The sequence below is a fragment of the Bacillus sp. FSL K6-2861 genome (genome assembly GCF_038630725.1).
Classification (GTDB): Bacteria; Bacillota; Bacilli; order Bacillales; family Bacillaceae; genus Bacillus; species Bacillus velezensis.
Map to the genome: position 1 here is coordinate 1,893,028 of NZ_CP152037.1, position 24,464 is coordinate 1,917,491.

The 24,464-nt window shown below is 33.4% G+C and carries 34 protein-coding genes and 1 pseudogene; 28 read left to right on the forward strand and 7 right to left on the reverse strand.

Features of this window, described 5'->3' with window-relative positions; genetic code table 11:
* Window positions 1-219: 219 nt before the first annotated feature.
* The 5 genes and pseudogenes from NYE62_RS09125 to NYE62_RS09145 all read right to left on the reverse strand — a co-directional run bounded on the left by NYE62_RS09125 (window position 220) and on the right by NYE62_RS09145 (window position 4,618).
* Window positions 220-858, reverse strand: a complete 639-nt coding sequence (locus NYE62_RS09125) for a hypothetical protein (RefSeq protein WP_342497399.1) — start codon at window positions 856-858, stop codon at window positions 220-222.
* Between the two features lie 221 nt (window positions 859-1,079).
* Complete coding sequence (locus NYE62_RS09130; protein WP_020954167.1) at window positions 1,080-1,982, reverse strand: NUMOD3 domain-containing DNA-binding protein; 903 nt, start codon at window positions 1,980-1,982, stop codon at window positions 1,080-1,082.
* Between the two features lie 185 nt (window positions 1,983-2,167).
* Window positions 2,168-4,042 (reverse strand): annotated as a pseudogene (locus tag NYE62_RS09135) (hypothetical protein); the annotation flags it as partial.
* A 40-nt stretch (window positions 4,043-4,082) separates the two neighbouring features.
* Window positions 4,083-4,262, reverse strand: a complete 180-nt coding sequence (locus NYE62_RS09140) for a hypothetical protein (protein WP_014417885.1) — start codon at window positions 4,260-4,262, stop codon at window positions 4,083-4,085.
* 119 nt (window positions 4,263-4,381) lie between these two features.
* Entirely contained in the window at window positions 4,382-4,618 is a 237-nt protein-coding gene (locus NYE62_RS09145) for a helix-turn-helix domain-containing protein (RefSeq protein WP_021493593.1), read from the reverse strand.
* 178 nt (window positions 4,619-4,796) lie between these two features.
* On the opposite strand from NYE62_RS09145, the gene NYE62_RS09150 reads away from it, so the two are divergent.
* The 11 genes from NYE62_RS09150 (at window position 4,797) to NYE62_RS09200 (ending at window position 14,789) form a co-directional block, all read left to right on the forward strand.
* Complete coding sequence (locus NYE62_RS09150; RefSeq protein ID WP_124692900.1) at window positions 4,797-5,081, forward strand: hypothetical protein; 285 nt, start codon at window positions 4,797-4,799, stop codon at window positions 5,079-5,081.
* Window positions 5,081-6,193, forward strand: a complete 1,113-nt coding sequence (locus NYE62_RS09155; RefSeq protein ID WP_342497400.1) for a cell division protein FtsZ — start codon at window positions 5,081-5,083, stop codon at window positions 6,191-6,193. Before NYE62_RS09150 ends, NYE62_RS09155 begins: the two co-directional genes overlap by 1 nt.
* Before the next feature lie 989 nt (window positions 6,194-7,182).
* The gene (locus NYE62_RS09160; RefSeq protein WP_338706756.1) at window positions 7,183-7,362 is read left to right on the forward strand and encodes a hypothetical protein; all 180 of its coding nucleotides are present in this window, start codon (window positions 7,183-7,185) and stop codon (window positions 7,360-7,362) included.
* Between the two features lie 303 nt (window positions 7,363-7,665).
* Window positions 7,666-7,902, forward strand: a complete 237-nt coding sequence (locus NYE62_RS09165; RefSeq protein WP_053574274.1) for a hypothetical protein — start codon at window positions 7,666-7,668, stop codon at window positions 7,900-7,902.
* Window positions 7,903-7,982: 80 nt separating this feature from the next.
* Entirely contained in the window at window positions 7,983-9,215 is a 1,233-nt protein-coding gene (locus NYE62_RS09170; RefSeq protein ID WP_053574275.1) for a hypothetical protein, read from the forward strand.
* Window positions 9,216-9,525: 310 nt separating this feature from the next.
* Complete coding sequence (locus NYE62_RS09175; protein WP_253600103.1) at window positions 9,526-11,397, forward strand: LPD29 domain-containing protein; 1,872 nt, start codon at window positions 9,526-9,528, stop codon at window positions 11,395-11,397.
* Between the two features lie 53 nt (window positions 11,398-11,450).
* A complete protein-coding gene (locus NYE62_RS09180) occupies window positions 11,451-13,052 on the forward strand; it encodes a DNA N-6-adenine-methyltransferase (RefSeq protein ID WP_342497401.1) in 1,602 nt (533 codons plus the stop codon).
* 157 nt (window positions 13,053-13,209) lie between these two features.
* Window positions 13,210-13,641, forward strand: coding sequence for a hypothetical protein (locus NYE62_RS09185; protein ID WP_215601717.1), 432 nt, complete (start codon window positions 13,210-13,212; stop codon window positions 13,639-13,641).
* A gap of 136 nt (window positions 13,642-13,777) precedes the next feature.
* Window positions 13,778-14,095, forward strand: a complete 318-nt coding sequence (locus NYE62_RS09190; RefSeq protein ID WP_342497402.1) for a hypothetical protein — start codon at window positions 13,778-13,780, stop codon at window positions 14,093-14,095.
* Between the two features lie 100 nt (window positions 14,096-14,195).
* The gene (locus NYE62_RS09195) at window positions 14,196-14,525 is read left to right on the forward strand and encodes a hypothetical protein (protein WP_342497403.1); all 330 of its coding nucleotides are present in this window, start codon (window positions 14,196-14,198) and stop codon (window positions 14,523-14,525) included.
* A gap of 81 nt (window positions 14,526-14,606) precedes the next feature.
* Window positions 14,607-14,789 (forward strand): hypothetical protein, encoded by a 183-nt coding sequence (locus NYE62_RS09200; RefSeq protein ID WP_342497404.1) that lies wholly within the window; start codon window positions 14,607-14,609, stop codon window positions 14,787-14,789.
* 215 nt (window positions 14,790-15,004) lie between these two features.
* Here the strand turns inward: NYE62_RS09200 and NYE62_RS09205 are convergent, their stop codons facing one another.
* On the reverse strand, window positions 15,005-16,096 hold the full coding sequence (locus tag NYE62_RS09205; protein WP_342497405.1) for an acyltransferase: 1,092 nt from the start codon (window positions 16,094-16,096) through the stop codon (window positions 15,005-15,007).
* Between the two features lie 468 nt (window positions 16,097-16,564).
* Between NYE62_RS09205 and NYE62_RS09210 the strand changes: the two genes are divergently transcribed.
* From NYE62_RS09210 to NYE62_RS09255, 10 genes are all read left to right on the forward strand, one after another.
* Window positions 16,565-16,837, forward strand: a complete 273-nt coding sequence (locus tag NYE62_RS09210) for a hypothetical protein (RefSeq protein WP_113766192.1) — start codon at window positions 16,565-16,567, stop codon at window positions 16,835-16,837.
* A 79-nt stretch (window positions 16,838-16,916) separates the two neighbouring features.
* Complete coding sequence (locus NYE62_RS09215) at window positions 16,917-17,354, forward strand: hypothetical protein (RefSeq protein ID WP_199022564.1); 438 nt, start codon at window positions 16,917-16,919, stop codon at window positions 17,352-17,354.
* Window positions 17,355-17,447: 93 nt separating this feature from the next.
* A complete protein-coding gene (locus tag NYE62_RS09220) occupies window positions 17,448-17,651 on the forward strand; it encodes a helix-turn-helix transcriptional regulator (RefSeq protein WP_014470137.1) in 204 nt (67 codons plus the stop codon).
* A 116-nt stretch (window positions 17,652-17,767) separates the two neighbouring features.
* On the forward strand, window positions 17,768-17,959 hold the full coding sequence (locus tag NYE62_RS09225; RefSeq protein ID WP_342497406.1) for a hypothetical protein: 192 nt from the start codon (window positions 17,768-17,770) through the stop codon (window positions 17,957-17,959).
* A gap of 33 nt (window positions 17,960-17,992) precedes the next feature.
* Window positions 17,993-18,169, forward strand: coding sequence for a hypothetical protein (locus tag NYE62_RS09230; protein ID WP_342497407.1), 177 nt, complete (start codon window positions 17,993-17,995; stop codon window positions 18,167-18,169).
* A 42-nt stretch (window positions 18,170-18,211) separates the two neighbouring features.
* Window positions 18,212-18,529, forward strand: a complete 318-nt coding sequence (locus NYE62_RS09235) for a hypothetical protein (protein ID WP_020954144.1) — start codon at window positions 18,212-18,214, stop codon at window positions 18,527-18,529.
* Between the two features lie 12 nt (window positions 18,530-18,541).
* Window positions 18,542-19,015: a hypothetical protein gene (locus NYE62_RS09240; protein WP_020954143.1), complete on the forward strand. Its 474-nt coding sequence runs from the start codon at window positions 18,542-18,544 to the stop codon at window positions 19,013-19,015.
* Between the two features lie 50 nt (window positions 19,016-19,065).
* Entirely contained in the window at window positions 19,066-19,662 is a 597-nt protein-coding gene (locus NYE62_RS09245; RefSeq protein ID WP_020954142.1) for a hypothetical protein, read from the forward strand.
* A gap of 33 nt (window positions 19,663-19,695) precedes the next feature.
* On the forward strand, window positions 19,696-19,923 hold the full coding sequence (locus NYE62_RS09250) for a hypothetical protein (protein ID WP_020954141.1): 228 nt from the start codon (window positions 19,696-19,698) through the stop codon (window positions 19,921-19,923).
* Window positions 19,924-20,349: 426 nt separating this feature from the next.
* Window positions 20,350-20,574, forward strand: coding sequence for a hypothetical protein (locus NYE62_RS09255; RefSeq protein ID WP_020954140.1), 225 nt, complete (start codon window positions 20,350-20,352; stop codon window positions 20,572-20,574).
* Between the two features lie 14 nt (window positions 20,575-20,588).
* On the opposite strand, the gene NYE62_RS09260 is transcribed toward NYE62_RS09255, so the two are convergent.
* A complete protein-coding gene (locus NYE62_RS09260; protein WP_342497408.1) occupies window positions 20,589-20,771 on the reverse strand; it encodes a hypothetical protein in 183 nt (60 codons plus the stop codon).
* A gap of 70 nt (window positions 20,772-20,841) precedes the next feature.
* On the opposite strand from NYE62_RS09260, the gene NYE62_RS09265 reads away from it, so the two are divergent.
* The 7 genes from NYE62_RS09265 (at window position 20,842) to NYE62_RS09295 (ending at window position 24,456) form a co-directional block, all read left to right on the forward strand.
* A complete protein-coding gene (locus NYE62_RS09265; RefSeq protein ID WP_147785901.1) occupies window positions 20,842-21,093 on the forward strand; it encodes a hypothetical protein in 252 nt (83 codons plus the stop codon).
* 2 nt (window positions 21,094-21,095) lie between these two features.
* Window positions 21,096-21,311 (forward strand): hypothetical protein, encoded by a 216-nt coding sequence (locus NYE62_RS09270; RefSeq protein WP_342497409.1) that lies wholly within the window; start codon window positions 21,096-21,098, stop codon window positions 21,309-21,311.
* Window positions 21,312-21,322: 11 nt separating this feature from the next.
* Window positions 21,323-21,454 (forward strand): hypothetical protein, encoded by a 132-nt coding sequence (locus NYE62_RS09275; RefSeq protein WP_014417905.1) that lies wholly within the window; start codon window positions 21,323-21,325, stop codon window positions 21,452-21,454.
* 100 nt (window positions 21,455-21,554) lie between these two features.
* On the forward strand, window positions 21,555-22,091 hold the full coding sequence (locus NYE62_RS09280; RefSeq protein ID WP_014470150.1) for a hypothetical protein: 537 nt from the start codon (window positions 21,555-21,557) through the stop codon (window positions 22,089-22,091).
* A 17-nt stretch (window positions 22,092-22,108) separates the two neighbouring features.
* Entirely contained in the window at window positions 22,109-22,771 is a 663-nt protein-coding gene (locus tag NYE62_RS09285) for a UPF0489 family protein (protein ID WP_014470151.1), read from the forward strand.
* A gap of 37 nt (window positions 22,772-22,808) precedes the next feature.
* Entirely contained in the window at window positions 22,809-23,147 is a 339-nt protein-coding gene (locus NYE62_RS09290) for a hypothetical protein (RefSeq protein ID WP_342497410.1), read from the forward strand.
* A gap of 154 nt (window positions 23,148-23,301) precedes the next feature.
* Window positions 23,302-24,456, forward strand: a complete 1,155-nt coding sequence (locus tag NYE62_RS09295) for an AimR family lysis-lysogeny pheromone receptor (RefSeq protein ID WP_342497411.1) — start codon at window positions 23,302-23,304, stop codon at window positions 24,454-24,456.
* Window positions 24,457-24,464 lie beyond the last annotated feature (8 nt).

The following is a 24,464-nucleotide window of genomic DNA, read 5'->3' on the forward strand; positions in this document are numbered from 1 at the left end:
TTAAGATATAATTACGGTAACGTTTGTGTTTCTTTTGAAAAATGGGAGACGTACTCACCCTTATATGTGGAAATTAGCTTTCTTTCTCCCTTATGGCGATTATCTCAAAAGGGGCTTTAAGACCAGTCATATCAAGGGCTCAAGGCGCTTTTTTTGTTAAACTTTTTCCGGTAAAATCGCTGTACCCCTTGGGGGAGTAAGGCTCAGGTCACTTTCTATTTAGGTAGCAGAGCGATATTTGGTTTTATTCTTATGCCATTTTTCTCTTTGTCGTTCTTTTTCTCTTTTATTAAAACAGCTAGTGCAATATTTTTTGCGGTTAGAAGAGGATTTGATTATTTTTAAACAAGAACTGCATTTAGTTGTATTCTTTAAGTTCTTACGTAAATTCACTAGGATTGTATCCCCGAAACATTCCCATAATGTTGATTTGAATTTGCTTTTCTTTTTATATAAATGCTTAACTAAAACATCAGTAACATATTGCTCGTCGCTATGAATCTTTAATAACCTGTCTTTAATGACCTCATAGACATAAAGTTTTTGTCCAGGCTTAATGTCTTCATCGTTCATGAGCCATTTCTTGTTCTGGTCTAATCGTTTGTATTCACGAATAATTGCATCGTCCAATTTAATCTCCCTGTTCTTGAGCAGGAAGCGATAATCAAATTTTCCTGCCACTGCTGCGAAATTAATTCGGTCAGAAGGGATAATGGAGTCTAACTTATTTACTGTGCTTTCATTAATTAACTCAACGCTATGTTCTTCTTTATCCTTTGCATTGATGAAGAAGTGGGGGACTTTATTTTTTATGTAATCTTTAATTTTTTCATCAACATGATCAGGTCGGGTAGGCATGAATAAGGTTTTTGCGAACTTTGATACCCTCGGTTTCCCGATATTTTATTAGGGAATAGACCATATCATCATCTGTGCTAGACAGATGGTCAGCGCTTCATAATAAGGAATTTCACCTTATTATTACTCCATAAAGGATGGTCGTTGCACCTTCATTTACAAGTGCTTCCCAGCATGATGTAAACGCTTGGCACAGGGTTTTCATATAATACATTCTACATTCATTTTACATTTTTATAGGTTCTTCCTTGTTTAATTCCATAGACAACATTGGGTTTTATGTTACACATTTTTGCAACATGGGGTGCTGATAACCCTTTTTTAAGAAGTTCTCTTATGCAAAATACTTCTTTTGAAGTAAGAGTGCTTTTCTTCTTGCTTTTGTATTTAAGAATAAAGTCGTCCCACCCAGTAACATGAATATGATTCCATACTTTACACTCTAATATTGATTTAACGATGGGGTAGGAAACACACATTGACTTTGATACTTCGAACATCTTTTCTCCATTAATCAATCGAACTTTTATCTCGTATGCTTTCGTTTCATTTATTTTTGAGGATTTATTTTTTGACCCTAAATGAGACTGACGCATCTTTAATCTAGATTCTGGCGAATGCCTTTTATTCATTCTAGATTGTAAAAGCTTTTCCTTATGCTGCGGAGAGAGCTTTCTGCCAATTCTCGCTTTACTCATTTTGGCTTTAGTCTCATCACTAAGCTTTCTTCCGGTGTTATTAATCCTATTCTTTTCCCCAATAATTCTTTTGGTGGAGTCAGACATCTTACAATTACTCTTGCCCTCTCCGCCGGTGGTCATGTTAAAGCCATTTAAATAGGCACCTAGTTCGTTTATGTAGTGAGTTTCTAATTCGTTCATATCTGAGTTTGGATCAACTGTTTGCAATACATGAAATTGGAAATCGTTTTCTCCATATTTATTCCAGGTATTCTGCAAATGTCGATTACAGTGCGAATTGTTTTTCAGCTTCCAAGTGTGATGCCAGTAACGCTTAATAAATTTCATCTTAGTTTTCCCCACATATATTAAGCCGGTGCTTATCTGCTCAATCTTATATATCCCGCTTAAATATTTATGCTCATCCTCATTTATAAACTTCACTTTGTCACCCCCTTGTTTTAAATATCATTGTTCAAAAATGTAAAATGTATTAATTAGAATTCCCCTGTTAGCACACTCATTGACGATCATTTCCTATCGCTACTTTTCGCTGAATGTACACCCTAGATTTCTAGGTTCACTGACTTTTCATCCGCATATCGCTATGCGACGCGACTATAAATTTAATCGATAGTAAAGTTATTTTCCATGCATAACCATTTGATCACGTCCAGATTTATATTGTCACTGTTCCATATCTTAGTGATGTTGTTGCTGTACTCCCCGATATTGATCCCATAAGCAAGAGTTAGTGCTTCATAGATGTTCCTGCTATTAATCTCTTGTTTCTGTGCTACAGACATTTCATAATACAACGGAACAATGTTTTCCATATTACGCTTGGCAATATTGACGATTAACTCATCAGAAATAATCAAGGCCTTATCCCCGTCATTGTCAAACTGCAGCAACTTAGATATCGGATCATGAATGCTTGTGTAAACACCTGGGGTAATGAACCACTTTTCATATTTCTCATCTTTTTTGTTCCGCCTAACACCATGTTCTCTATATAAGTGAGGGGAGCGGAGGATATCAATATACCCTTCATCATATAAAGAACAATGGACATCACTTCCTGAAAGCAGTCCTTTTGGATTCTGCATATTCAGAAATAATTTTTCGCAGAAAGCATATAGATCAGGGCATAAGTATGTATAACGAGCACCGTCAACAAGCAATTTTCCTGATTTGGCATCTTTAATCATGCTTTTCTTTTTATTTTTAATAATTTCTTTCGTGTGATCATCGTTAAGAAGTTCTGGATATAGAAGCAAAGCGTCCTGAAGAGCTGTCCGATGTTTCTTTTTCTCCGTAGCTCCAAGAACTCTTAACATGGTTTCTTTGTCAGTTCCCAATGTGGTTATTTCTTTTACAGTCTTTGAGCTCATTTGAATTAATTCTTCATCCGAGATATCTGTAAGTGTCTGGAGCATTTGATAAGTGAGTTTACCTTCAACAGAAGGGTCTTCTTCGTTGAGTTTTGCCCCTAAGCATCCATATTTTTTATAATTGCCTTGATATTCTTCCCACGATGAATAATACTTCCACATTTTAAACTGGCTTTTAGTGAAGATAATTTGAACATCATCTTTCACTACGTCCCATTCCTTGCCGTATATATCAGTTACTTTAAAAGCTTTGTTTTCCTCAGCAAATTTACGAAAATCAAAAGGGACTAATAAACCCTTTACCCACGGGAGCCTTACCATGAAGCTTTTACGACTTAGAGTGGGGAGTATCATTCCGCAGCCATCTGTATGCTCAATGGGAATGTTCATTGTTTTTCGTGTGATTTCGTAGGTGTCTCGGTCAATATAGTCAACAAGGCTTGATACATCCGTTTCTAGGTCGTTGACAACAATTGCTTTATCAATATCGATCTCCCAAGGGCTACTGGCGCTGTTTGATAGGGCCATATAGCTATTCCATTTGTTAATGCTGCTCCCTCCAAGGGAATTAATCTTTTCAATGCTCAAGCCACAGGTCAAAGCATCCTGATACTTGTCGTAGGTGCTTTTTTTAATGAAACATGATTTCTTTGTGCGAATTTGACCGGCGCTGCTCGTGAAATAAACGTATTTTTCATTGTTATGTAAAAATCCTTGATCAATAATGTCCTTCAATACTTCAAAATGATAAGTTTGTACAACCATGATTTCCTCTGAAAGGGTGTTTTCTTTAATCCCTAATGTTCGGGTCAACACTGAATCAAATAATGAAATCACTTTGTTGTCTCTTAAACTGTCAGTTCGAAGTGTTCTTATGTCATTATGTTCATCGAATGCAGAGTAGAGGCATTCTTTAAGGTATGTAATTCTTTGCGCAATGTATTTCTTATGTCTATTATGTACACTAACTAATGTCTTAAGATAATCTCTGTATCTATAAGACTTCAAAATCCTATTATGTAATGAATTTTCTTTGTCATTATAAAATGCTGATGTGTCCACACTGTATATGTGAACTTGCTTAGACAATCCATCCTTTTTTCTTTTCAATAAATCCCCTCCGTATATTTTATTTTTACTCTAAAAGTGCTTAATATTCGCTATTAAGATATTGATTTACTAAACTTCGATATGTAAAGCTTTGCTTATTAATCTTTCCGTACCATTTGTAATCCTGATAAAGGTATTCTTCTTCGGGTGTTGCTGTCCCATCGACTACTTTTCCCTCAATAAACCCCATTAAATGACTAAATAAATACTGCTTTTTCATCTTACACCTCCATACTATTTTATTTTTACTCTTAAAATGATTAAAATAAAGACCACTTCATGTGGTTGTGTTTTTATTATATATTTTATTTTTACTCTTGTAAATATAAAAATCCAAAGTTAATTGGATTTAATTTCGATCAATTCAAAAAGATCGTCAACTTTACAATTTAGAATATGTGCCATTAATAAAAGATTGTATGTACTAGGGAGGACGGTTGCAAATCCCTCGCTGTCATTTTTACACCATCTAGATATACTTGCTCTTTCAGCTTTTATTTGCTCTGCTAACCAGCCTTTTTCGATACCTTTGCTGTTTAGAAATGAATCCAACTTACTTTTAACCCTATATTCCATTTAAATCATCCTTTTGCTGTTTGAATAAATTTTATAAAATGACTGGTTTACATACAAGCAGAGTATGATTATTTGCATTAAGATACAAAAATATTTGCATTTAAATGCAAATAAACAATATAATAATCGTATATCAACCAAGATACTTCAAAATCATCAGATATTAAGGAGGGGTTACATGGATACTTATTTTGATTCAGTCATTGACAACTTAACTCGAAATGATTTGTATATTCTAGGCTTATTAAGCGATGAAGGGGCTGATTTAAAGTTTAAATCAATTAGGAAAAAAACCATTCAAGCTAAAACTCAACTAACTGATGCTACTTTTAGAAAGAGCATTGATCGTCTGGAAGCCTTGCAGTTTATTAATATAGTGAAAAACAGTAAAGAGCATACAATTTTTATTACTCAATATGGTCAAGAAGCTTTGAGTTATCAATTAGAAGGGGAGAGGGTTTGATGTTTGGATTTATTGGAGTTGGTCAGGCCGGTGGAAGTGTAGCAGATGAAGCGATGAAGAGAGGATTTCATTCTGTCGCAATAAATTATTCACGTTCAGACCTTAATTCATTGGTCAATATTCAAGATAAGCTTCATCTGGTAGGGACAGAAGGAGTAGGTAAAGACAGAAGCGCAGCAGCGAAACATATGAAAAATAACTGGGAGTCCTCAATTGAGTTTATAAAGAATACAATGGAAAAACCTTCAGTACAAGTTATTTTTGTTGTTTTCTCTGCAGCTGGTGGAACCGGTTCAGGGGTAGCTCCTATATTATTAGAATTGTTAAACGAATGTCTTACACATAAAACAATAGTGGCTGTACCAATCCTTCCTGACAATAATGAGGTATTGGTTAACCAGATGAATTCACTGGAGCTACTTGATGACTTATCTATGCCAGAAACATGTGTTTTACCTTTGGATAATCAAATGGTTTTGGGTAAATATGAAGGAAAGATTTCAGAGAGCAGGCTTTACAAGGAGACAAACAAGATGTTCCTTGATTTAATTGAAGTCTTACTCAATTACACGGATAGAGGATCAAAGATCAGTACATTAGACAGGAAGGATTTAAATCAGCTTTTTGACACACCAGGAATCATGACTATTGCTCAAACAGACCTCAATGAATTTACAAATGAGGGTAAGTATTTTGATAAGCTGCATGACGATATACAAAAGTCGTGGAACAATTCGATATTCACTCCTGTTGAGTTTACAAATGTGATGAGAGCTGGAGTTATTCTGGATGTTCATGAATTCTTAACAGAGCATATTTCGTATAATGAACTGTTTAATGTCTTTGATAACAAGATGCCCCTAGACTTATTTAAAGGACATTATGATAAAGGTAATAGGGCGATAACGATCCTTAGTGGATTAAACTGGATCAATGAGCGGATGAAGCGGTTAGATGATTTAATTGAAAATGGGAACACTGGGATTAAAGAAACAACTGTTTATAAAGCTAAGAATCGACGTAGAGAGGATTTATTTAAACCGAAGAAACTGGAGAACAAGGAATCGAAAAAGACCTCGTATATGGAGGCACTGAAGAGACTAAAACGCTAATTTTAAAGGGAAGCTACCTACTAAGGTGGCTTTTTTATTTTGATTTTTAATGACCCCCTGGTGATCGTGAGCTGAAAAAGTGCTTATCGTAAATGAAGATCGGAAAGGGGTAATTAGTTGAAATAGCAATGTTTTAGGGCTGTCAAAGGGGACAATAGGTGTTTTGTGATCGTAAAACGTAGGCAGGAGAGCGGAAAAGTGGTCGTTGAATTATAAATATGATGAAAAAGAGGAGAATGAGGGATGGAAAAACATTGATATTATAAGCTTTTACGATAGCGATTACGATGCGAAAATAGGCTGAAAAATGGGAAAGTGAAAAAATAAGTTGGGTGTGGAAATGGAAGTGCTAGGGGTACGTTTGTTCCTGTTTTTAACCCTTTAGATGTTAATATACCCCCTATATATTGGTATTGAATTCCCTATATAAGATACGTTATGTAGGGTTTTTATGATTTGGCTGATAAATTTAGATTTCTAACACAATTTCAAATGAAAAACAATATTTATTTTTGAAAAAATAATAAAGCGGTCAATTTAAAAGTGAATACCTATTCATTAAAATAAATCGTGTGTATAACGAAAGGGAACGAATCGAAGTGTTATCTATCCTATATAATTTCCATCTAATCCACACACCTATTTTATATTCACTCTAATCATATTCCCTCATCTCATTACATCTACAACATTACAGATCCTCAGCTTACCTAATCATCTCCATCCAATTCCTTCACCACACATCATCATATATCCATCCCATAACACACTAACAACACCATCAGAAGCATTCTAATACACCTAGAATCAATTTTAAATTAATCATAGTATCATTGGGTGTCCAATCCACATACACGCCTTATACAGCCTATAAACACCCATAAATAATGTCCGAAATAATTTGAAAAAATCCTTTTTAAGAGTAAAAATAAAATGACTTTGTAGGAAAAATGTGTTATAATAGAGTTATAGGAAAGGAGGTGAAAAGAGTGCTTGAGAAAGTGGGTATAACAATTGCTTTCCTTATTCCTATCACGGTTTTAATCATCAACTGTTTAACGATAGCTGAGAAGATTCAAAACCTGATGAAGAATAAGAAAAGCAAAAAGAAAAAGCGTACACGCAAGCGCCTCCGTAGCAAGAGACAACGCCAACGTATACGCAGATAACACGCTAAAGGGGATTAAGTTCCCCTTTAGTTACTACCCATATTATAACATGGACAAGCACATTGTAAATATGAAACGATTCTCATTATGGTTTACGAACATAACATTTATTGTTTTATTCTTATTGTTCCTCTTCATCAAAGATTACTTCAGCAGCGGAACACAGTCGCTTATTACAGGTATCTTCATAGTAACGTGTATCATCATCATTTTATTATGGATTGCTTACTTTGTATACGCCAAAAGAAGGTAAACAAATCTAGCTAACATCATGCTATACTAAGCTTATTAGAGGTGAGCGGAATGGAAAAGATCCTTGAAGCAATACAGCAACTTTCCAGGGATATTAACACAATTAAGCAGGACGTTAAGGATATTAAAGAAACGGTTAAACGGATCGAAGAAAATGAACCTGAAGAGGTTGTATCCATGCTTAAGATTATTAACAAGAATATTGAAAGTGACCACCGATACAATGATAAGAAATTTTCTGGACTTGAAAGACGTATTCATGATCTTGAAGAAAGAATCAACAATTGAATTTCATATATGAGAAGGAGCGGTAAAATATTTATCCGTTCCTTTATTTTTAATATTAAAGGGGGAAGTCTATATTTATTATGAATAAAATTAAAATAATTGATTCTATAATGGGATCAGGTAAGACAAGTTACATGATACAAAAAATGAATGAAGCACCTACAGACGATAAGTTTATTTTTATTACACCTTATCTTGATGAGGTAAAGAGGATCAAGGAAGCGTGTCCAGATAAGAAGTTTATTGAACCTAAGATACACAGCGTAAACGGAGAAACATTTTATAAACTGGATTCGTTACATAAGCACCTTTCAGATAATAAGAATATAGCAACTACACACGCACTCTTTAAGATGGCAAATGAGACAACAAAAGAACTCATCTATTCAGGTAATTATACTTTGATACTAGACGAGGCAATAGAGGTTGTAAAGCAGTTAAACATATCTGCAGATGACCTGGATATGTTATTTAAAAATAACTGGATAATTAACAAAGACGATCGGATAATCTGGAACATGGAGCAAGAAAAGAATATGCAAAGGGAATATGATGGAGAGTTTAAACACTTGAAACAGCTTGCATTAAATAACAACTTAATATTACATAATGATTCAGTCATACTTTGGAACTTCCCTGCTGACATATTCAAATTGTTTAAAGAGGTATACAACTTAACATATCTGTTCGATGGACAGTTGCAGAAGTATTATTATGATTTAAACAATATTCCTTATGAGAAATATATGATTAAAAAAGATAAGGGAAAATATAAGTGTGTGCCTTATGATTCAGCAGCCGATAAGCACATTAAGAATAAAATTAAAATCAATATAAATGTATATGATGGTGATCTTAATAAAATCGGTGAAGAAAAGTACTCTTTATCAAAAGGATGGTACAGAAATAAAAGGGTTTTACATAAGCGACTGCAGAATAATATCCTGAATTATTTTCAGAACATATGTAAGTCTAAATCAAACTTTAATATGTGGACAACGTTTATTGATTATAAACCAAGGCTTTCAGGCAAGGGATATACTAAGGGATTCATACCATGTAATATCCGGTCTACAAATGAACATAGTCATAAAAATACACTAGTTTATGCTATTAATCGTTATTGTAATCCCTTATTAGTTGAATACTTTAGCTCTAAGGGTATTAAAGTTGATGAGACTTATTTTGCCCTTTCAGAGATGATTCAATGGATATGGAGAAGCAGCATAAGAAATAATGATTCGATTTCAATTTATATTCCATCAAGAAGAATGAGATTAATGTTAATTGATTGGTTAAATAATGATTTATAAACCTTATTGCAAATAAAGCAATAAATCACAAAAAAAAGTCAACTGTCCCAAGGGTTTGAAGGGTGTGTCCCTTAAAGGGGAAGAGGGGTAATAATTAAATAAAAAATAATAAATTCGTCCGTAAAGAAAGTGCCTTTACGGCCGTCTCGTTTCAGCAAGCTGAACCTCGATAATATGTTTTTCTTTTTTAGAATAAAAATAAAATAACTATTGAATATTTAAAGTGATCATGTTAAAATTAAATCAAGTCAAAGGATTACATACATTTAGAATAAAAATAAAATTGTAATAAAGAATGGAGAGGTTGAAAATGACAGCTGTTTTAAGAATTAACGAAGAGTTAAACGGAATTGAACTTTATTTTGATAGTAAACCAGAACAAGAGGTTTTAACTCATCTTAAATCAAACGGTTTTCGATACTCTGGATTCAAAAAATGTTGGTGGAGCAAACGGACAGAAAAATCAATGCAGGTCGCTAATGGTGTCACTAAACAAGAAATCTCATCTTCTAAAACAATCACAAAAACCAAAAAGAAAGCTAAGGGTGTAAATATGAGTCTGTGGGATGCAACACAATGGAGTGAATTAGAAGTAAATAAGGAACAAGAAGTAAAAGAAATGGCAAAGGAAATAAGAAAGCATATAAGACAACGTTTCCCACAATGCAAATTCTCTGTTACTACTGGGGGAAGCTATTTACATAGCACTATTAACATCAAAATCAAAGCAAGCCCTTATGAAAAAGGCTCAGCTTATTTGACTGCGATTTATGATTATTGCAACAGTCTTTTAAACAATTATCGCCATTGCTACAGCCCAGCAGATCCATACACTGATTACGCAGGCAGTTACAATTTCTATGGTCGTGTTTCATTAGATTGGGAATACACAGTGACAGAACAAACAGAAGAAATTAAAGAAGATATGAATCTGTTTGATTCAAAGATGGAAGAATTCGAAAGAGCCGAGAAAGCGAGAAAAGAAAAAGAACTTCAGGAATATTTAAAAGAGCAAGAGTTTAAAAATGCTGAATATAAGAGACGGCAAAAAGAAGAAAAGAAACAAGCCGAAAATATCTATAGCAGCATTGTAGTAAAACAACTGAATGAAGATCAAGAGTATTTTGTTATTGATGCACAGTTTGCCAACTTAAACAAAAATCAAACACTTGATCAATACAAAGACGAGGTTGCTAAAGGTGACTACAGACTTGAAAATGTGAAAATTACAAAAGAAGTACATTTCAATACTGAAGAAGCTTTAAACAACTTTTCTAACTTGCTTTTAAATGATTTTGATTTTCTTGCCGAAACCGGTGGAAGTTTTACAGAAGACAACAGAATCAACTCAATGATTGATTATTACAATATGGACGATCTTGAAAAGAACACAGTCAAATGGAATTTATATGGCGTAGGAGCGTACTACGGAGGGAAATTGCAATTTATTATAGACGCTCAAGGCCATTCTTATGCGAGATATGTTGGCTTAGTGGATAATGCAAAAATTGAAAAGGCGATTTCTCATAAGCAAGCGTTAAAAGAAGAAGAATTGCAGGAGTTAAAATATCAAGCGGGAAAAATAGAAGATCTTTCTAACTCAGTCATTGAAGAATTAAATATATTTGCAACCTGGAATAATAAAAACTGGGACGCATATAAAACTTCACTTAAAGAAAAATTGAAATTGAATAATTTAAAATTGAGTAAAAATCTTATCCAACAAGTAAATACAGAAAAATTAAAAACTGCTTTATACAGAATTCTCCATGAAGTTGACAGCATTCAAGAACAATTTAAAAGCGCTGATCTTGAAAAAGGTGAAAAATATACTCTGTTTTACATATCTGATCTTGGATCTTTAATTACTGAAAGAATAACATATGACAGTTACCGGCCAACTAAATATGCCCAATATGATAATGCAGTCAAGTTGACATACCAGCCTGAAAATAAAAGAAAATTATATTATCGTCACTTCTATTCAGAATTATTGATGTTCAAAGGGTGGCACTCGCTGCCCAAAACAGTATTGAATAATGTAGAGGTTAGACCAGATGGAATGAAAATAATTCATAGTAAGTACTACTCTTGTGACAAAAGACAATTTGATGAGGTTTTAGGTTACTTAAATAAAAAAAGCTTTAAACCAATAATCAACACATATAAGCCTAATCTATAAACTAATGAGGGGATGGGGAAACATCTCATTCCCTAAAAAGGGGAGAACAAAAAATGTTTAAAGATAATCCGGATTTTTATCCAACACCACCACGGTTAATCCGAAAAATGACATCTAAAGTAGAATGGAAGTACATTAACTCTGTTCTGGAGCCGTCAGCAGGTAAAGGAAACTTAGTAGAAGCCATTTATACTCAATTTAAAAACACCAGCAACTATAGAAGGAATTCGAAATATGACATTGATACAATTGAACAATATGAAAACTTACGACACATACTTAAAGGCAAAGATTACAGAGTGATTGCAGATGATTTTCTGACGTTTAACACTTACAAGAAGTATGATTTGATTTTTATGAATCCACCTTTTAGTAACGGTGTTAAACATTTATTAAAGGCGATTGAATTAATTGAAAAGCAACAAAGATCCGGCCAAATTGTTTGCTTACTAAATGCCGAAACATTAAAAAATCCGTATTCAAATGACAGGAAATTTCTTATACGTAAGCTAGAGGAAATAAATGCAGAAGTTGAATACATTCAAAACGCTTTTTCGAACTCAGAGCGAAGCACAGAAGTTGAAACGGCGTTAATATACATAAGCATTGAAAAACAAGAATATAACAGCGTTCTAATAGAAGAATTGAAAAAAGATGAGTCCCATAAAATTAGTGCCGATTATAAAGCAACACAGTTAGTGAATGCAGACTTTATAAAAGGAATTGTAGAACAGTTCAATTATGAAATCAAAGCGGGTTTAAAATTAATCAATGAATATAACAGTTTAAAACCATTAATGCTGCATAGTTTCAATGATGACAGTACTCCAATATTGAAGCTGCTAATTGATAAGAATACCGAAGAAAATGACATAGAGAATGCATATATAAAACAAATTAGGGCGAAGTATTGGAATACGTTATTTAACAATGATCAATTTATGGGGCTCTTCACAAGCAACCTGAAACAAAAGTACTTGCAGCACGTTGAGGAATTGAAAGACTATGATTTTTCTTTATTCAATATCTATACGTTAAGAATTCAGATGAGCAAAGAGATGACCCAAGGCGTAGAAGATACAATACTTAACCTTTTTGAAGAATTTAGCCACAAGCATTACTATGATGAATCATCAAAAAATGTGCACTTATATAATGGGTGGAAAACAAATAAATCATATAAAATTAATAAAAAAATAATTATTCCACTAAACGGGTATTGTAGTTGGCTCGGTCAATATAGTCCAACAGACTACAAGGTCTTAGAAAAGTTGAAAGATATCGAAAAAGTTTTCAATTATCTTGACAATGGGTTAACAGAAGACATAAACATAGATGAAACTCTAAAACTAGCTAAGCATTACGGTGAAACGAAAAAAATAGAATTAAAGTACTTCTATGTAACTTTCTATAAAAAAGGAACATGTCATATTGAATTTAAAGATATGGAAATTCTGAAGAAATTTAATATTTTTGGCAGTCAAAAGAAAAATTGGCTTCCTCCTTCATATGGCAAAGTGAAATATCAGGATATGACAGCAGAAGAAAAAGACGTAATTAATGATTTTGAGGGTGCGCAATCTTACAGTGAAACGGTAAATAACGCTTCTTATTATATCCTGGATACATCGAAGCTTCTCATGCTTACATCATAATAAAATACGCACTTTTAGAATAAAAATAAAATTAGTATTGATTATTTAAAATGGTCATGCTATACTTAAATCAAGTTAAAACAACAGCGGAGCATACATATTTCAAGGATAAAAATAAAATAAAATTCATATTTTAAACAGAATGGGGATATTTAAAATGAAAACAACACTTAAAAAATTGTCTCAAAAAGAACTTCATAATCTAATTGGAAGTACTGTTATATTAACAGAAAATCACACAACGATTTCTGGGGACAGAGTTTTAAAGAAAAAAGGATCTCAAGGGATACTGGTTGATTATCAAATGTTTTGGGGCGAGGCCACCATCCAATTTGGCAAAAGAAATTACAAAGTTGGCATGGACATTGTTCAGCTTTTAGAGCAATCAGGGGAAATCGAACAAAAGAGCAGCGATGTATCCAAAAAAGCAGAAACAGAAAAAGCTACTGAAAAGGAGTGTATTTTCAAAGAGACAAGAACAGTAGACCAAATTCTTGATGAACATAATGATTATATGACTTTGTATAGAATCTTTAATGATGATGCTTACTTAGAAAAAGCAAGACAAACGCTACAGCAACTGAAATAGTTATAAGTGAATCAAAATAAAACAGCAGTTTCATGCCATTCCAAATAAGCAAATACCTGCCAAAAAACAGTTGACTATTTAAAGTAGTCAATATATAATTAAAAGTATAGAAAAAATTGAAACGAGGGAACGAGAAATGAAAACATTAGTTCATCAAATTAAAGAAATCAGCAACAATCAAAAAGAAGAGATTAACGGATACACAATCTTTAAAAGAAACCAAAATATTTGTACAGTATCTAAATTTGGCGAAGTGATGTTCGAAGGGACTCTTATAGAAGTTTCAGAGTATATAACAAAGAATAGAAAGGACACTTTAAATAGTTTTTCTCAAAATGAAATAGAGACTCTAGCAGAAGTAATGGGAAAAGATAAGAGAACGATTTTGTTCGATATTGAAGATAGTCGAGTTACAACCGAATTATACAGAGAAAGACTTGCCCATGTCATCTAGCTCCTCAGGGGGAGAATAAACCACATTAAGCCCTGAGCGTTCCTGCTTATGCAGGAGGTTGTTAGTATTTTTTAATTCTTGAATGGGAGATGAAATAATTATGACAACTTTAAATGAAAACGTCCTTCAATTTTTACTGGATAATGGCTTTAAATTAAAGGAGTATGAAGATCAGGGGTTAATATTTTATTCAAAAGAAATAAAAGATAGTCAAGCTTTAAAAAAATTGATTGAGTATCATTATGAGATCGAAGAAGATGAAGATATTGTAGAAGGCGATACCACCTTTATAATGGAGATTCAAACAAATGGTGAGAATCCACAATGGCTTTTTACAGGCGAACATGACATGTTCGACATTCTTGACGACCAAGACGATTTTTTTGATTATGTAAAAGGGATTGAACGATTAATTAGGCCAACTGAGTAGTTAAAGAGAGGGGAAATATAATGGCCATAAAGGCATAGAGCAAGTATACAAACAATTACAAGAAATGAAAAAGGGGTTGTAATGGGATATAGCAAAGATTTTGCAATCAATCTTGCAAATGAGAGAGCAAACAAACTTGGATTTAAGCATTATGTTATTCATAATCCTAAAGATTATAGAGAAATTTTTAATAATACAGGCTTTGTTGTGGTACAGACAGTAAAAGAAAATGAAAAGACATCTGTTGTTTACGAAACAGAATGAAAAGGGGAGATAAAATGGATAGCTTACTTATCACGTGTGAAGAGTGTGGATATAAATGGAATGGCGATGACTTTGATGAAGACTGTCCATCTTGTGAAAGCGAAAATATCAAAGTCATTGGATAGGACTCTAGTATTCTAAAGCATAACTTCAATAAAAACACCATTTCATGCTAAATAGGATTCGGGCTGCCTACATAAGAACAGCCCTTGCAGTTAGCTCGCAATCCTTGTTTTGACTGGTTTGTTTTTCTTGATATTACGTAATTTAAGAGCAGGTTTTTCCACTATTCTGTACGAAAGAAATGCGATTGCAGCAGTGACAACAATTACAACTATAATCAGCGGGTAATCAGACAATGTTTTATTAATTCCAGTGTATAAGAAGATGTTGATGATCACCATGTGCCATATGAAAATTCCCATACTGATATCGTCTAACCGGTTCAGCTGCCACAATATCTTCGGCCCATTGTAACCGAACCAAATGATTGCGTAGCTCAAAGGCACAAACCATAAAAAGCTCCATAGTGTGCTGTTTATTGAACTAAGATGTATGGGGTCTACCTTAATAAGTAAAAATAAAATAACAGAAGATAAAAACAAAACATTATGTTGCGGCGACTTGCTCCATGCCTTTGCCCAGAAGATGCCTAATGTCAAATAAAACATCTGTGGCAGGAAAGAATGTAAGTACAGGTTACCGAACATACTGCCAGGCCAGAACTTTAAAATTATGAAAGAAACCAACACACTGAAGGTGGCAACAGCAAAAGAGCAAAGAATCATTTTTTTGAATCCGAAACGTTTATAAAACCAATAAATTGCGGGTAACACCAAGTAAAAGCTAATTTGAACAGGAATTGTCCAAAGTGAATCGTTAAGGCGACCTGTGCCAATATGATGGAATATGTCAGGGAAGTATTGAGGGTATAGCACAAGATTGCTCAGAAGCCATATCCAGTACTCTTTAGCAGTGAATACTGAGAATGAAAGAGCTCCTAGAACAATTAACAGTACAGTGGAGGCAAGAGCATAGGTGTATATAGCAGGGGCAATTCTAATGATTCGGCTCCAATAAAAATCGGTTATATTATTTCCTTTAAGCTTGGATCTCTCATAAGAAGTGAAAAGAAAAAATGCGCTTAGAAAAAAGAAAATTGATATGCCGGTGTGAAATATTGCTTTACTCTCTGGGGTGTAACCAAAGACAGAAATGTTTAGATCTCTTGTAGCATGACCAACCAGCACACACAGAGCAGCAAACAGCCTGATAACAAAGAAACAATTAGAGTGTTTTACGTTCATTAAAAGAACCTCTTTCCTATACCATATGGCGAATAAGCAGTAAGGCTGCCTATAAGCAGTGATGATTATATCATAAAAATGGAAGAAATGTTCTTTAAAATGAATATTTTTGTTCTTTATATAATTTTTTGTGTGATTTATGATGATATTGATATATATAGACACACATAGATACTCATAGATACATGTATATCTTGCTGTATCACGGTGAACACAGATAAAGAAGGAGTTTCATTTCCTAGGCTAAGTACCGATATAAATCATGGAAAAGAAGCAGGTAGGAAAATACAGAAATTATGAGGTAGGTTTGGAGATGTGAATATTTTAATTTTACCCAGGAGGAGACCTTATTAAATTTAAGGCTGAAAAATAAGAATAAATATAAAATAAATTATTGACTATTTTAAGTAGTCGTTGTATACTTAATTTACAAGATGAAAATAAAATTATCGAATGGGAGAGGTCAACATGACAAAATATAAACTTTTCTATGGCGTGGGCGGTTCAATAAACGATATCACAAGAGATGAAGAAGCTTTTGATTTTGATAGTTATGACGAGGCTATTAATATTGCTAGGCAGCAAGCCTTTGAAGCGTTTGAAGATTACGAAGTGATTTGTAGAGTATTAAGTGTTGAAGAAAGAATGCAACAAGAAGGTTTAACAGAAGAAGAAGCCATTGCTGAGTACGAAGAAGATGTCGAATCTTTTATTGAATATGGCGCAGAAGAAGTAAAATAAAAAGTCTCTGTGATGACATCCTATTATAGACCACCCCCTTTTTTAAATGTAGTATAATTTGGAAGAAGGGGGTGGGGAAATGAAAAAGTTAGGTTTGAGCATTGCTGCTGTGTCTTTAACTTGGTGTTTGAGTAGCGGAAGTACTTTGGCCAAGATTACAAAAGATGAACATAAGGTCAGCTTTAAAATGACTGAGAATGAAACGGGCTTTTTTATGGCTGATGACACCAATCTCGAGTATTGGCCAACTAAGTTGGGATACAGGTTCACCATTTACAATGCTGAAGGTTGTACATTAAATTTTAAACTCCAAAGAATTACACTGGCAGGTTATGATTTTACCCTTAGTGAAAAGAATTTCACGGGTAATCATTTGAACTTGAGCGCGGCTGATAAGGTGAATGGTGATGCAAACAGAAATCATTACTTATTGATCACAAAAGGAGCCGGCTGCGGAGATGTGTGGATTAAAGGCTTTTATGGATTCGAACATGATGAGCCGGATGATGATTGGTAGGCTTAATACATAGTCAAGGTATATCCTTGACCTTTTTTATGCATATGATGATAATTTAAAGTGATCATATATAATGAATGTGGGGTAGTTAAATTGATTAAATCAAATCTAAAGCCGATATTAGACGAAAGGAATATCAGTATTCGAAAGCTGTCCAATGATATTGACCATGGTTTTAACACAGTTAGGAAGCTTTATCATGACGAAATGGAGCGGTATCCAAGGGATCTGCTTGATAAAGTATGTACATATTTAGACATTGAGCTGCATGAGCTGTTGATTTACAAAAAAGATTAAAAAGATATTGATCACTTAAAGTGATCATGTTATACTAAAGTTACAAGAACAGTAAATACTTACAAAATTTCTAGGTCTACATAAAATCGTACTTTTAACTTAATAAGGAGATAAATATGGAAACAAGAAACTCGAACCCATTTGAAGAAGTTGAGCAATTGCTTTTAATGCTAAATAATGCAAATGAAACTCTTAAGAATACTGACCCCGAGTTCTTTGATAAAGACGATTTAGAGAAGTTGATTATATTTGCTGATGAAATTAAATTGACTTCTGCAGAAGTGTTTTCCTGTCTAAATAAAGGCTAACCGAATGAAAACAAGATGGTGAGGGGGTGTACTATGAAACGCAGATATAGAGTAGTAGTGGACATTCCTGAAGGATGGGAAACCGGGGCGGCAATAGGTGATGTGTTATCCCTAAAGCATTGGAAGGGAGTGTTGACTTTGATGAAAGGTGATAAAGCTGTATGTGACGCCGATTCTAAATACGCTAAAGATTATTGCGAAGAGATTTAATAAAATCATTCTTTCATCTTAATAAATGAAGGAGAGTACATAATGTATAAGTTCATATCAGAGTTAAATTTAGACGACTCGACAATTCATAAAATGGAGATATCTAAAAGCTTTAAATATATTGGTGGTTTTTATATGTATAATCCCCGCCAAAATGAAATTCAACTCCCAGAAGGAGAATCATCTTCGCTCAGTGATTTAGCCCATTTAAGTTTTAATTCTTATGACTGTGAAAACCAAATGATTGCGGATATGAAAAGGGAATTCACTGAAGAAAAGCTATTAAATATTTTTAATTCTAAGTGCCCAGAAACAGCTTTTAATGACGCTGCTTCAAGAATCATTGAAAAATATAATTAAGGTGGGTTTTAATTGGCTAGTGATAAAGAATGGGTTAAAATAAGCGAACTTTCTGAAGAAGAAAAACAAAGCTTGACTGCCGGTACTGAAGTTTTGCTGCATGATAATTATTATAATGGGTCATCAGATAAAGCTGCCTTGATAAGAAAAAAAGGTTCTCAAGGAAAACTAGAAGGCCAGTATTACGAATTGACCGGCCAAATGGTTAGAATTCTTTTCGGAAGCAGAAGCTTAAAAGTCCCTTCTTCTTTATTATCTGTTCCAGTTACAATCGACAGGAAACAGGAAGTCGAACTAAATCTTTCACCAGTCCAAATTGTTAAAGTTGTGAAGTCATTAGAACTGTTACTAGACTTAGACAAGGAAGAATTTAAGTTTAATCGAGATGAGATTGCCCTATTATTGGGGCAGCTAAGTGAAAATCTAGATAGTAATGGTATTGATCCTGACAGAGTACTGAACGAGCTGTTCTCAAGGATTGATTAAGTTGTAATGAAACCAGTCTTTCATCCAAATATAAAAATGGAAGTGATTGATTGCAATTATTAATAGGAATCATTAGTAACAAGATATTTATAATATTGGCACTTTTGTTATTTTGCCTTTACATCAAGAACAAATATCCTTTCTTTGTATTACGTCTAATTGTTAATATCTTAATATATTTATTTGAAGCATACTTGGGTTCTTTAATTGTAATGAAAATTTTAGGATATGTAGCCGATGGAACTGTCTTTTCTTCTACGAGAGATATGATTTTTTCTTACACTGCTTATCAATTGATTTTGTTTTTTTCTTTAAAAATTTACGATTCATTAATTGAAGATGCCTTAGTTTCAATAAAAACATCCCTATATAAAATTGAAAACTACATTACTTATAATCAGACAATTCCTTCTGAATATTTGCAATTCCTTGAAAAAATTGCTCAAAATAAAGGGGTTGATTATAAAAAAGAGCACAGAGAATTGTTAAAGAATATAGTTGAGTTAACAAGAAAATACAATTCGTCAGAAATGAAAACAGATGATATTAGAATGAGGTTACGATCTTACATCATTAATATAGAGCATGATTTGAGCATGTTGAAATTTTCCTGGTCGGGATCATTGTTTTTAAGAATAGTAAAATGATAAAACTGCGATTTTAAAAGGAGAGGATGACTTATGGCAGCTAAAATGATAACTGTATGGTACAAATACGATGATAAAGTCAACGAAGCCAAGCTAAATCATATTGAAGAGGGATGGGTGAACGGTGAATATCCAAAACCTATATATCCATCATACACAAATCAAGAAGCATGGAAGAAAAGTGATTGGGAGAGGAAACATGCTTATTTAGATGAACAATATCGAGTATTGAGCGTTCCACCGGCAAATTGGATTAAATAATGAGATAAGAATAACTTATAAGTTGAAATAGGCTTGAAGACTATGTATTCAACAAGAGATTGAGATACATAAAGGCACTATCATCTGAGGTTTAAATCATGAATTTAATAATGTTCACGGCAAGTATAAGGGCAGATGTTCCAAAGAAGATATATCCATAGCTCTTTTGTTTCTTTGAAAGCAATTCCAACCCGACTATGATAAAAAGAACTGCAACTAATACCTGAAGAGAAATCAACAGGATTCCACTTTGATTAAACAGGGAATACACGGCTAGTAGTAATGCCATAAAAGAAATGAAAATTTTTGAAGCCTTTAACATGAAAACACATCCTTAAGCAATTTGATTAACCTTAACACGTTACAGACTTTTTTTGGAGAGGCGTATGTATTAAGAACAAAGAAGTATTTTGGAGGGGAGTATACATGATAAAGGTTTACACAATAGGTCATGAAATACCAGAAAAGATTAAGCCCTGCATAACTGAATGGAATTATTGGTCTTGGATTGTTGCTGCAAATAGTGAAAAGGGCAATAAAAGTGCAAAGCGGCTTATTGAAAAGATTGAATCGGATCCAGACAAAATTGCGGAATATAAAACTGAAGACGGAATTGAAGTATATGTAAGCTACATGATTCCAGTGAAATAAAAAAGAGCATCAAACTAAATGCTCTTCTTCATACCACACCTACGACACTCGCGCAAAAATACACCACTTTTCACTGAACTCTTGAATAAAGCGTAATCACAGTTGTCACAGCGACCATATTTAACATCGGGATACTCCTTATAATCATATACAATTGTTACATCGTAGCCATTAGCCTCAAAATCTTTCTCTTCCATTAAATTTCACCTACACAAAGTATTTAACACTACTATAATACCAGACGATGTATATAAGGAGGGTTTTAATTTGATTGGAATAGCGTATTTTTTAATACTCTGGCTTGGGGTCGGCTTTCTGACAGGATTTAAGGCCTTATTCGTTGATCAAGTTTATGATGAAGAATTTAAGCAGGAACTGATTGATTCATTTTCACCAGGTATGGAGCAGAATATGATTGAACTGTTCTTTAAGAATAAAATAAATATTATGGTGTTTTACATATTAATTGGATTGCTGCCACTGGTCATAAAAATTGCTGGTCTGCTGAAGAGGAGTTAGCTATGCCGGTTATCGATAACTTTTTTGTTATTCAATTTGAAAATGATGATTTCTTTAAATCATTTGAATTAGATGGAAGTGGTTATAAGACTTCTAAGGGGCTTCATGGCGCTTCTAAGTTCACTACAATGTCAGAGGCTTTAGTGGTCTCAAATGAGCTGCATATACAGTTTAAAGCCACTTCTACAATAAGACAAATTGAAGTTATTACTAGGTGAGGAGTTTTTAGGTGTACTGGATTGAATGGATTGAGGATGGGGAGAAGAAAAGCATTGTTGCGGACGGCTGGGTTGAATGGGCCGCAATCCTGGAAGACCTTTATCAGCAACGATTTGAGTATGTTGAATGGAAGCGGCTTTAATGAATAGCATGAAAAAACCAAAAAACTGGTCAGAAGAAACGTACGTTCTGAAGAAATGTACCTTTAAGATTTTAAAAAAAGGAACCAAAGGAGATAATTAATGAACAATAAGACTCAAGCTATTAAAAAAATACTAACTTTTATTGAATCAAATGAAAAAATTGCTCTAGTAACTGGGACGAACATGTATAAGAAACATGAACTTGTACTTAAAACAATAACAGAGAATTTTGTTGGATCAAAAATCATGCTTAGAACAAGTAGCTTAAATAATGCCAAGGAATTTATGCAGGCCTCACGTGCTTTAAAAACAGGAATTCCTTATAATTTGAACGGAAGCTCAATTTATATCGACACTATTACAAAAAGCACATGGGGGAATACACCGAATGATTTGGACTTTGCTATTGTTTATCCTCTTATGCCTCTGACAAAACAAAAGCTGAGAGAAGAGTTAATGCAGGATATTACCGTTTTTAAAAACATCAAGAAAATATTATTAGTGAGTTCACAAGATACATTTGATATGTCTTGGACTGACAAATACACGAAAACTAAAATTGTATATGATGTTATAGAAGAAGATCCCGAATATCATAATAGAGTTTTAGAAGATTTAAAAAGATATAATTTATAAAAATTAGGGGGGTTATAATGACCGAAGAAATAATTAAAGAAGGATATCGTATAAGTTTTCCTAACAAGAAAATATTTATAATGAGAGACCACAATTTTGCGTTTGCAGCTTGGGAGATAGGAAGATTGCGGGGGGATATTCAACCTGGTGCATCATTAATCCATATAGACGCACATCTTGATTACTGTGATAATCCAGTAAATGCAAAAGGTATTGACAGTGAATTGAAGGCAAAAGAAGTAGCATCTCAATTAGATGTTTCAGAATTTATATTGCCAGCACAAAGAATAGGGACAATAAAAAAATGTTTCACTATTAGTGACGATAGCGTGCACATTGAACAAAATGATACTTTCCAAAGAGCATATTCATATAATCATTATGAACAAAACCTAAGACACAGGTGGTATAAAGAGACGGAGGGGACAAGTGTAATCCTCGACCTCGATCTAGACTTTTTTAATAAAAATTTTAATGATTACAATTCAAACGCCGTTTTATTACCAGAAGATTCAATAATAACACAACTAGAAAATATCAGGGATAATATGTGGGTATGGGATATGATTACTGTTGCATTATCACCAGAGTATTGCGGCGGAGAAAAGGAATCTAATTATCTTTTTGAGCTTTTTTTGAATGTCTTTGGATTAAATATTGAAGAAGCAGTATCATGGTGAGTATTTAAATTGAGATTTACAAAAGGCGGAATAAAACATGAGCTATGAAGAGATTCAGAAACAATATGAATTCAATAAGCTGGAATCCGATGCTTTTAAAAGAGGATACAAAGAAGGAATGAAACGTGCTGAGCATATTAAAAAAAGAAATAAAAATATGCAAACATTATTATTAGAATGTATTGGTTATGATGATGAGTGGCTTACGACGCGTAGTGGCTATAAGAATCAAAAAAGGGAGGTGCTCATTGACATTATATTTGAGCAACGTTCGCTTATGAAATCTATATTCAATAAACTTGATGAAGATGCACAAAAGGAAATAAAAAAGAAGATAGAGAAATATTTTTGGCCAGTTATGCACGATGAGGATTAACCCTCATTGTGTTTATATAAAATACGAATTTTAATCAGATAAGGATCCTTCAAAAAATAATTAGAATAAAAATAAAATAAATACTTGTAATTCTGACAACTCTAATGTATATTATAAACAAGGGAACATTAGTTGGGAAGGGGTGGAGTAACCAATGAATCTTAAGCAGAAGATTAAGAATGAATGTGAAAAAGACAACCAGCTCGCAGCGAAACTCTCAAAAATAGCAGGTTACGAAAAGGTTAATGGCTTTTACAAATTCATCAACACCCCAGAGAAAGAAATGGACAACTTAGGCGGTTTAATTAATATTGTTAAAAGCTTGTTTCCTGATAATGAAGAGCAGCTTCTAAGTGATTACTTCTTATCATTGGATCCCAACAAAAAATGTGCTAGACAATCTGTTGAATATGCAGATTTAAATCAGTGGAATGCGTTAACTGATAAGATCGTAGGCAATCTTTGCGAATCATCTAATTCAATAAGTCGTGAATGGGGACAGGTTTATTCCCTACATAGAAAACTGAATAATAATAAAATTTCTATAAATGAAGCGATCCGGGAAACTGGGAAATATAGAATTAAATCTCCTGAAATGTATTCATTTTCGAATATTATGATTATGTATGAATACTTGAAAATTGGAGAATTTGGCTTAATGAAAAGTACAGCTCAGTTTCTGGAGATTGACGAACTGTCTGATGGATTTATAAAAGATTCGTACATTGGTCGAATTGAACTGTTAAAGGCCAATATAAGCTTAAATGATTATGAACTAGAAGAAACCCGAAAACATTGTAGCGCTGTAATTGAAGAATGCAATAATAACAGATTGATTGTATTTAGTTATTTAACACTTGGGAATACATACATTTTTGAAGATTATGATAAAGCAAAACTATGCTATGAAAAAGGCTTGAACTTTGCAAAAGACAATAACCATCATCATTATAAATTGCGACTCGCACTTTGCTTTTTAGATAATGTCTGGGTGAGAGAAAACAAATGGGTAGATTTCGAGTCTCAAGAAATACCGGATATGATTGAAGCTGCTTTTTATTTGACTAATATCAAAGAAACTAAGAAAGCAGAAGATGTAATTAAAAAAATTGAAGAACATGATGTTCTGGATGATGATTTAGGGTTTCTTTATCACGTTAAGGGCTTGCTGTATAATGATATGTCCAATTTTCACGAGAGTATAAAGAAATTCAAAAAGTCAGGCGATAGGCTCTGTCTAAATCTACCTTTGCTTGAATTGAAAAAGCGTGGATATTCAGATGAAATATTAAATTTAATTGCGCTCTAGTTTTCTTT

What these genes read in the sequence shown, in the direction of transcription:
- NYE62_RS09125 (WP_342497399.1), bottom strand. Translation starts at nt 858, where the DNA reads ATGCCTACCCGACCTGATCATGTTGATGAAAAAATTAAAGATTACATA.
- NYE62_RS09140 (WP_014417885.1), bottom strand. Translation starts at nt 4,262, where the DNA reads ATGAAAAAGCAGTATTTATTTAGTCATTTAATGGGGTTTATTGAGGGA.
- NYE62_RS09145 (WP_021493593.1), bottom strand. Translation starts at nt 4,618, where the DNA reads ATGGAATATAGGGTTAAAAGTAAGTTGGATTCATTTCTAAACAGCAAA.
- NYE62_RS09150 (WP_124692900.1), top strand. Translation starts at nt 4,797, where the DNA reads ATGGATACTTATTTTGATTCAGTCATTGACAACTTAACTCGAAATGAT.
- NYE62_RS09155 (WP_342497400.1), top strand. Translation starts at nt 5,081, where the DNA reads ATGTTTGGATTTATTGGAGTTGGTCAGGCCGGTGGAAGTGTAGCAGAT.
- NYE62_RS09165 (WP_053574274.1), top strand. Translation starts at nt 7,666, where the DNA reads ATGGAAAAGATCCTTGAAGCAATACAGCAACTTTCCAGGGATATTAAC.
- NYE62_RS09170 (WP_053574275.1), top strand. Translation starts at nt 7,983, where the DNA reads ATGAATAAAATTAAAATAATTGATTCTATAATGGGATCAGGTAAGACA.
- NYE62_RS09175 (WP_253600103.1), top strand. Translation starts at nt 9,526, where the DNA reads ATGACAGCTGTTTTAAGAATTAACGAAGAGTTAAACGGAATTGAACTT.
- NYE62_RS09180 (WP_342497401.1), top strand. Translation starts at nt 11,451, where the DNA reads ATGTTTAAAGATAATCCGGATTTTTATCCAACACCACCACGGTTAATC.
- NYE62_RS09185 (WP_215601717.1), top strand. Translation starts at nt 13,210, where the DNA reads ATGAAAACAACACTTAAAAAATTGTCTCAAAAAGAACTTCATAATCTA.
- NYE62_RS09190 (WP_342497402.1), top strand. Translation starts at nt 13,778, where the DNA reads ATGAAAACATTAGTTCATCAAATTAAAGAAATCAGCAACAATCAAAAA.
- NYE62_RS09195 (WP_342497403.1), top strand. Translation starts at nt 14,196, where the DNA reads ATGACAACTTTAAATGAAAACGTCCTTCAATTTTTACTGGATAATGGC.
- NYE62_RS09200 (WP_342497404.1), top strand. Translation starts at nt 14,607, where the DNA reads ATGGGATATAGCAAAGATTTTGCAATCAATCTTGCAAATGAGAGAGCA.
- NYE62_RS09205 (WP_342497405.1), bottom strand. Translation starts at nt 16,096, where the DNA reads ATGAACGTAAAACACTCTAATTGTTTCTTTGTTATCAGGCTGTTTGCT.
- NYE62_RS09210 (WP_113766192.1), top strand. Translation starts at nt 16,565, where the DNA reads ATGACAAAATATAAACTTTTCTATGGCGTGGGCGGTTCAATAAACGAT.
- NYE62_RS09215 (WP_199022564.1), top strand. Translation starts at nt 16,917, where the DNA reads ATGAAAAAGTTAGGTTTGAGCATTGCTGCTGTGTCTTTAACTTGGTGT.
- NYE62_RS09225 (WP_342497406.1), top strand. Translation starts at nt 17,768, where the DNA reads ATGGAAACAAGAAACTCGAACCCATTTGAAGAAGTTGAGCAATTGCTT.
- NYE62_RS09230 (WP_342497407.1), top strand. Translation starts at nt 17,993, where the DNA reads ATGAAACGCAGATATAGAGTAGTAGTGGACATTCCTGAAGGATGGGAA.
- NYE62_RS09235 (WP_020954144.1), top strand. Translation starts at nt 18,212, where the DNA reads ATGTATAAGTTCATATCAGAGTTAAATTTAGACGACTCGACAATTCAT.
- NYE62_RS09250 (WP_020954141.1), top strand. Translation starts at nt 19,696, where the DNA reads ATGGCAGCTAAAATGATAACTGTATGGTACAAATACGATGATAAAGTC.
- NYE62_RS09255 (WP_020954140.1), top strand. Translation starts at nt 20,350, where the DNA reads ATGATAAAGGTTTACACAATAGGTCATGAAATACCAGAAAAGATTAAG.
- NYE62_RS09260 (WP_342497408.1), bottom strand. Translation starts at nt 20,771, where the DNA reads ATGGAAGAGAAAGATTTTGAGGCTAATGGCTACGATGTAACAATTGTA.
- NYE62_RS09270 (WP_342497409.1), top strand. Translation starts at nt 21,096, where the DNA reads ATGCCGGTTATCGATAACTTTTTTGTTATTCAATTTGAAAATGATGAT.
- NYE62_RS09280 (WP_014470150.1), top strand. Translation starts at nt 21,555, where the DNA reads ATGAACAATAAGACTCAAGCTATTAAAAAAATACTAACTTTTATTGAA.
- NYE62_RS09285 (WP_014470151.1), top strand. Translation starts at nt 22,109, where the DNA reads ATGACCGAAGAAATAATTAAAGAAGGATATCGTATAAGTTTTCCTAAC.
- NYE62_RS09290 (WP_342497410.1), top strand. Translation starts at nt 22,809, where the DNA reads ATGAGCTATGAAGAGATTCAGAAACAATATGAATTCAATAAGCTGGAA.
- NYE62_RS09295 (WP_342497411.1), top strand. Translation starts at nt 23,302, where the DNA reads ATGAATCTTAAGCAGAAGATTAAGAATGAATGTGAAAAAGACAACCAG.